The organism is Dactylosporangium sp. NPDC049140, from assembly GCF_040648435.1.
On record NZ_JBEZDS010000119.1, the window covers coordinates 1 to 6,835 of the forward strand.

Sequence of the window (6,835 nt, forward strand, 5' to 3'; positions counted from 1 at the left end):
CGTCACAACCTCATCACCACACCGGACCGCCTCCGCATCCGGCGTAGCCGCCACCCAACCCGCCACCAGATCCGGCAACAACTCCACCCGCGCAAAATCCGCCGCACTCTCCGCCCACCGCGCCACCGCCGACCGCTCCGCACCCGTCAGCAGCACAACAGTGGACAGACGAATGTCCGAGTCCTGCACGACTGCCGACGCCAGCTCCGTGAAGTGACCGGCGAGACGCTGCATCCGCTCGCGGTTGAAAACGGCGGTGCTGTACTCGATCGAGCCGACCAGCACCGTGCCGGTGTCACGGAGTGAGAACGAGAGGTCGAACTTGACCTGGGCCGTGCGGTACTCGTGACCGGCGAGGTCGGGCGTGTCGCCCGGGTCGCGGCTGCCGTCGGCGGCGAAGTAGTTGAACAGCACCTGGAACAGAGGTGTGCGCGAACGGTCACGCTCGACGCCGAGCTCCTCGACGAGCTGCTCGAACGGCACGTCCTGGTGCGCGTACGCGGCCAGGGTCTCGGCCCGCACCCGGGCCAGCAGGTCGCCGAAGGTGGGGTCGCCGGCGAGATCGGTCCGGAGGACCAGGGTGTTGACGAAGTAGCCGATGAGGCCCTCGACCTCGGCCCGGTTGCGGTTCGCGATCGGTGTGCCGAGCACGACGTCATCCTGGCCGGAGTACCGCCCGAGGATGACGGCGAACGCCGCGAGCGTCGTCATGAACATCGACGCGCCGGCCGCCTGTGACAGTGCACGGAGGCCGGCGGCGGCGTCGGGCGAAATGACGAAGCTCAGCGCCGCCCCGTCGCTGGTGCGGTGCGCGGGCCGGGGCCGGTCGAGCGGCAGCTCCAGCATCGGCGCGCCGGCGAGGCGTTCCCGCCAGTGGCGCAGCTGTGCGTCGAGCACGGCGCCGGTGAGCCACGCACGCTGCCACACGGCGAAGTCGGCATACTGCACGGGCAAGGGCAAAAGCGCGGCTTCGGTACCGTTACGGCAGGCGTCGTACAACGCCTGCAACTCGCGGTGCAGCACACCGGTCGACCACTCGTCGCTCACGACATGGTGCTTGGCGATCGCGAGCACGTGCTCGTCGGGCCGGATCCGCAGCAGCGTGGCCCGGAACAGCGGCCCCGTGGCCATGTCGAACCGCACGCGCCGATCGGCCGCCAGCCAGTCGTCGGCGGCGGCCACCGGGTCGAGCTCGCCGGAGAGGTCCACGAACGGCAGGTCGAACGGCGCCGGCGGGTCGATCACCTGGCGCGGCACCCCGTCCGAGTCCGCGACGAGCCGCGTGCGCAGCACCTCGTGCCGTGCGACCAGCCGCCCGAGCGCGTCACGCAGCGCCTCACGGTCCTGCTCACCGGTGAGGTGCACGGCGACCGGCGTGTGGTACTCGGTGGACTCGGGCTCCATCTGGGCGAGGAACCACAGCCGCTGCTGCGCGAACGACAGCGGCAACGGCTGGTCCCGCCCAACCGGCACTACCGGCGGCGCAACCTCACCCGGCGTGGCCGCCTCGACCGCGAGCGTCAGCCCGGCGATCGTAGGCGTGTCGAACAATGCGGCAACGGGCAGCTCCACGTCGAACACGGCACGGACCCGGGACACCACCTGCGTCGCGAGCAGCGAGTGCCCACCAAGCTCAAAAAAGTTGTCGTGTACCCCGACCCGCTCAACCCCGAGAATCTGCGCCCAAATCCCAGCCAACAGCTCCTCAGCCGGACTCCGCGGGGCCACGAACGCACCCTCAAGCTCCGGCCGGCTCTGATCCGGCGCAGGCAGCGCGCCCCGGTCCAGCTTCCCGTTGGCAGTGAGCGGGATGGCGGTGAGCTCGACGAACACGGCCGGCACCATGTGCTCCGGCAACCGCCCAGCGAGGAACGCCCGCAGCTCACCGACGGACGGCATCCCAGCGTCCGCATCAGCCACCAGGTACCCGACCAGCCGCTGCTCCTCGGCGACCACGACCGCGGCGGACACAGCGGGATGCGCGAGCAAGGCCGCCTGGACCTCGCCGGGCTCGATCCGATACCCACGGACCTTGACCTGATCGTCGGCACGGCCGAGGAACGCAATCAGCCCGTCGGGACGACGCACCACGACATCGCCAGTCTGATACAGCCGCTCGCCGCCGGGTGCGGCAACGAACCGTTCGGCGGTCAGGTCCGGCCGGCCCCGATACCCACGGGCCAACCCCGCACCACCGACGTACAACTCGCCCCGTACCCCGACCGGCACCGGCCGCAACGACCGGTCCAGCACGTGCAGGCGGATGTTCGGCAGTGGTGCACCGATGGGCACGACCGTGCCGTGCAACACCTCATCCGTGAGCCGCACAGTCGCCACACCAACGGTGGTCTCAGTCGGCCCGTAATGGTTCGCCACACGGAAATCGGCGCGCACCAATTCGCGAGCCACCTCGAGCGGCGTTGCCTCACCACCGAGGACCAGCGCACGAACCGGACGGACCCGGGACACCCCGAGACCGGTCAGGTGGGACGGCACAATCTTCACGTAATCGATCGCGTGCGAGGTCAGGTAGGCGTCGACCAGCTCCGGATCGGTCACGATCGCCGGGTCCACGAAATGCAGACATCCACCCGCCGTCAATGCCGTGAACAGCATCGTGTTGCCGAAGTCGGTGGTCGGGGGCTGCAACAGTGCGTAGGACCGGCCCGGTTCACCGATCCCCAGCCGGGACGGCACACCGGTGACATAGTTCAACAATCCCCGATGGGTTACCTGCACGGCTTTGGGACGGCCGGTGGAGCCGGAGGTGAACATCACGTACGCGACCCGGTCCAGATGCGACACCACCGTGCCCAGCACGGTGTCCGGCATGACCTGCAACAGCGGATCGTCCAACAGCACGGTCCGCAACCGGCCCACCGGGAGATCACCGATCACGTCCGCCGTGCCGACCAGGACCGACACACCCGCCTCGGCCAACATGAACGCCGAACGCTGCGCCGGCTGGGACCCGTCCAGGGTCACGTACGCGCCGCCGGCCGCCCACACGGCCAGGACCGAGACCACGAAGTCGGGACCTGAATCAGTGGCCAGACCGACTACCGACTCCGGGCCTACACCCACCGAATGAAGGAGATGGGCCAGGCGATTCGCGTGGCTCACGACCTCGGCGAACGTCCACGACTCACCACCCGAGACCACCGCGATCGCAGCCGACGGCCGGACCAGCTCGTGGACACCCGACACAGGGGGTAGATCAGCCGCCGTGTCGTTCCAGTCGCTCTGCTCGGCCGTGTCCAGATGCACCTCGGACAGCCGGACGTCCGCGGCCCGTGCCACCGTGGCCAGCAGCTGCTGGAAGTGGCTGATCAGGCGGCGGATGGTCGGCTCGTCGAACAACCTGGTCGCGTACTGGACGGCGCCGGTCAGGCCTGACCCGTGCTCGGACAGGATCAGGCGCAGGTCGAACTTGGCCTGGGCCTCGCGTACCTCGTCCGTGGTGGTGGTGTCGGCGTCGCCGGACGTGAAGTAGTTGAACAGGACCTGGAACAGGGGGGACCGGGAGCGGTCCCGGTCCGTGACCAGCTCGTCGACCAGGCGCTCGAAGGGTACGTCCTGGTGGGCGAAGGCTTCCAGCGCCGTGTGCCGCACACGGGCGAGTAGTTCTGTGAACGTCGGGTCGCCCGAGAGGTCCGTGCGGAGGACCAGGGTGTTCACGAAGTAGCCGATCAGGCCCTCGATCTCGGCACGGTTCCGGTTCGCGATCGGCGTGCCGACCACGATGTCGTCCTGGTTGCAGTACCGGTTCAGGAGCACGGTGTACGCGCTGAACAGGGTCATGAACATCGACGCGCCGGCACCGCGGGACACGGTGCGCAGGGCGTCGGCGATTTCGGGTGGTACGGCGAACTCGATCACGGCGCCGTCGGAGGTGCGTACCGCGGGGCGGGGGTGATCGGTGGGCAGGTCCAGGACCGGGGCGTCGGCCAAACGGTGGCGCCAGAAGTCCAGCTGCGACTCCAGGACCTCGCCGGCGAGCCAACTGCGCTGCCAGACGGCGAAGTCCGCGTACTGCACGGGCAGCGGCGGCAGGTCCGGCTCCACGCCGTTGCGGCGGGCCTCGTAGAGCGCCTCGAGCTCGCGGCGGACCACGGTGACGGACCATTCGTCGCTGACGACGTGGTGCTTGGCGATGGCGAGGATGTGGTCGTCGTCGGCGAGGCGCAGCAGGGCCGTGCGGAACAGTGGGCCGCTCGACAGGTTGAACGGTCGGCGCCGGTCGGCCTGGAGCCACTCGTGGGCGGACTCGGCCGGGTCGGGCTCGCCGGACAGGTCGACGATCGGCAGGTCGATCGGCGCCGCGGGGTCGATCATCTGCTGCGGTGTGCCGTCGGGGCCGGCCACGAGCCGTGTGCGTAGTACTTCGTGCCGGGCCACCAGCCGGCCCAGGGCGTCGCGCAGTGCGTCGATGTCCTGCGGGCCGTCGAGGCGGACGGTCATCGGCGTGTTGTACTCGGTCGAGGCCGGATCGAGCTGGGCGAGGAACCACAGCCGCTGCTGCGCGAACGACAGCGGCAGTGGCTCGTCCCGGCCCACGGGCACGATCGGCGGGGCCGTGACGCCGCCCGCCGATGCCGCGTCGACCGCGAGCGTCAGCCCGGCGATCGTCGGCGTGTCGAACAATGCGGCAACCGGCAGCTCGACGTCGAACACGGCCCGGACCCGGGACACCACCTGTGTCGCGAGCAGCGAGTGCCCACCAAGCTCAAAAAAGTTGTCGTGTACCCCGACCCGCTCAACCCCAAGAATCTGCGCCCAAATCCCAGCCAACAGCTCCTCAGCCGGACTCCGCGGGGCCACGAACGCACCCTCAAGCTCCGGCCGGCTCTGATCCGGCGCAGGCAACGCCCCCCGGTCCAACTTCCCGTTCGCAGTCAGCGGGATGGCGGTGAGCTCGACGAACACAGCCGGCACCATGTGCTCCGGCAACCGCCCCGCAAGGAACGCCCGCAGCTCGGCGACCGACGGCATCCCACCGTCCGCGACGAGATAGCCGATCAGCCGCTGTTCATCAGCCACGACAACAGCGGCAGTCACAGCCGGATGCATGAGCAGCGCCGTCTGGACCTCACCGGGCTCGATCCGATACCCACGAACCTTCACCTGATCATCTGCACGGCCGAGGAACGCAATCAGCCCGTCGGGACGACGCACCACGACATCCCCGGTCCGATACAGCCGCAACCCGCCGGATGCGGCGACAAACCGTTCAGCAGTCAGCTCCGGCCGGCCCCGATACCCACGGGCCAGGCCCGCACCACCGACATACAACTCACCGCGCACACCAACCGGCACCGGCCGCAGGAACCGGTCCAGCACATGCAGGCGGATGTTCGGCAGTGGTGCACCGATCGGCACGACCGTGCCGTGCAACACCTCATCCGTGAGCCGCACAGTCGCCACACCAACGGTGGTCTCAGTCGGCCCATAGTGGTTCGCCACACCGAAATCGGCGCGCACCAATTCACGAGCCACCTCGAGCGGCGTTGCCTCACCACCGAGGACCAGCGCACGAACCGGGCGGACCCGGGACACCCCGAGACCGGTCAGGTGGGACGGCACAATCTTCACGTAATCGATCGCGTGCGAGGTCAGGTAGGCGTCGACCAGGTCGGGGTCGGTGACGGTCGCCGGGTCCACGAAGTGCAGACATCCACCGGTCGTCAACGCCGTGAACAACATCGTGTTCCCGAAGTCCGTGGTCGGCGGCTGCAACAACGCATACGACCGGCCCGGCTCACCGATCCCCAACCGGGACGGCACACCCGTCACATAGTTCAACAAACCCCGGTGCGTCACCTGCACAGCCTTCGGCCGGCCCGTGGAACCGGAGGTGAACATCACGTACGCGACCCGGTCCAGATGCGACACCACCGTGCCCAGCACGGTATCCGGCATGACCTGCAACAACGGATCGTCCAACAGCACAGTCCGCAACCGGCCCACCGGCAGATCACCGACCACATCCGCCGAACCAACCAGAACCGACACACCCGCCTCAGCCAACATGAACGCCGACCGCTGCGCCGGCTGAGAACCATCCAACGTCACATAGGCACCGCCCGCCGCCCACACGGCCAGGACCGAGACGACAAAGTCCGGACCTGAATCAGTGGCCAGACCGACTACCGACTCCGGGCCCACACCCACCGAACGCAGCAAATGGGCGAGACGGTTCGAGCGGCTCACGACCTCGGCGAACGACAGCGACTCACCACCCGAAACCACCGCGATCGCATCCGACGGCCGGACCAGCTCATGGACACCCGACACAGGAGGTAGATCGGCTGCCGTGTCGTTCCAGTCTCCAAGCCGTGCGGTGTCCAGGTCCACCTCGGACAGCCGCACGTCCGCGTCCCGGGCGGCCGCCGACAAGAGCTGCTGGAAGTGGCCGATCAGGCGCCGGATCGTCGACTCGTCGAACAGTCTGGTCGCGTAGTGCACGGCACCGGTCAGGCCCCGGCCCCGCTCGGCGATGATCAGCCGCAGGTCGAACTTGGCCAGGGCCTGCTCCGGCGCCATGTCGTCCGTGAGCTCGGCGCCGCCCGTGTCCTTGCCCGTGAAGTAGTTGAACAGGACCTGGAACAGGGGCGTCCGGGAGCGGTCCCGGTCCGTGACCAGCTCGTCCACCAGGCGCTCGAACGGCACGTCCTGGTGCGCGAACGCCTCCAGCGCCGTGTTGCGCACACGGGCCAGCAATTCGGCGAACGTCGGATCGTCGGACAGGTCCGTGCGGAGCACGAGCGTGTTCACGAAATAGCCGATCAGGCCCTCGATCTCGGCCCGGTTCCGGTTCGCGATCGGCGTGCCCACC

General features: G+C 68.8%; 1 protein-coding gene and 1 pseudogene. Both read right to left on the reverse strand.

Annotation, left to right across the window (positions count from 1 at the left end; all coding sequences use genetic code 11):
* On the reverse strand, nt 1-6,354 hold a 6,354-nt coding region (locus AB0B76_RS58415; RefSeq protein ID WP_360394957.1), incomplete at its 3' end, for an amino acid adenylation domain-containing protein.
* Nucleotides 6,355-6,405: 51 nt separating this feature from the next.
* Nucleotides 6,406-6,834: pseudogene (locus tag AB0B76_RS58420) on the reverse strand (condensation domain-containing protein); the annotation flags it as partial.
* Between the last annotated feature and the right edge of the window lies 1 nt (nt 6,835).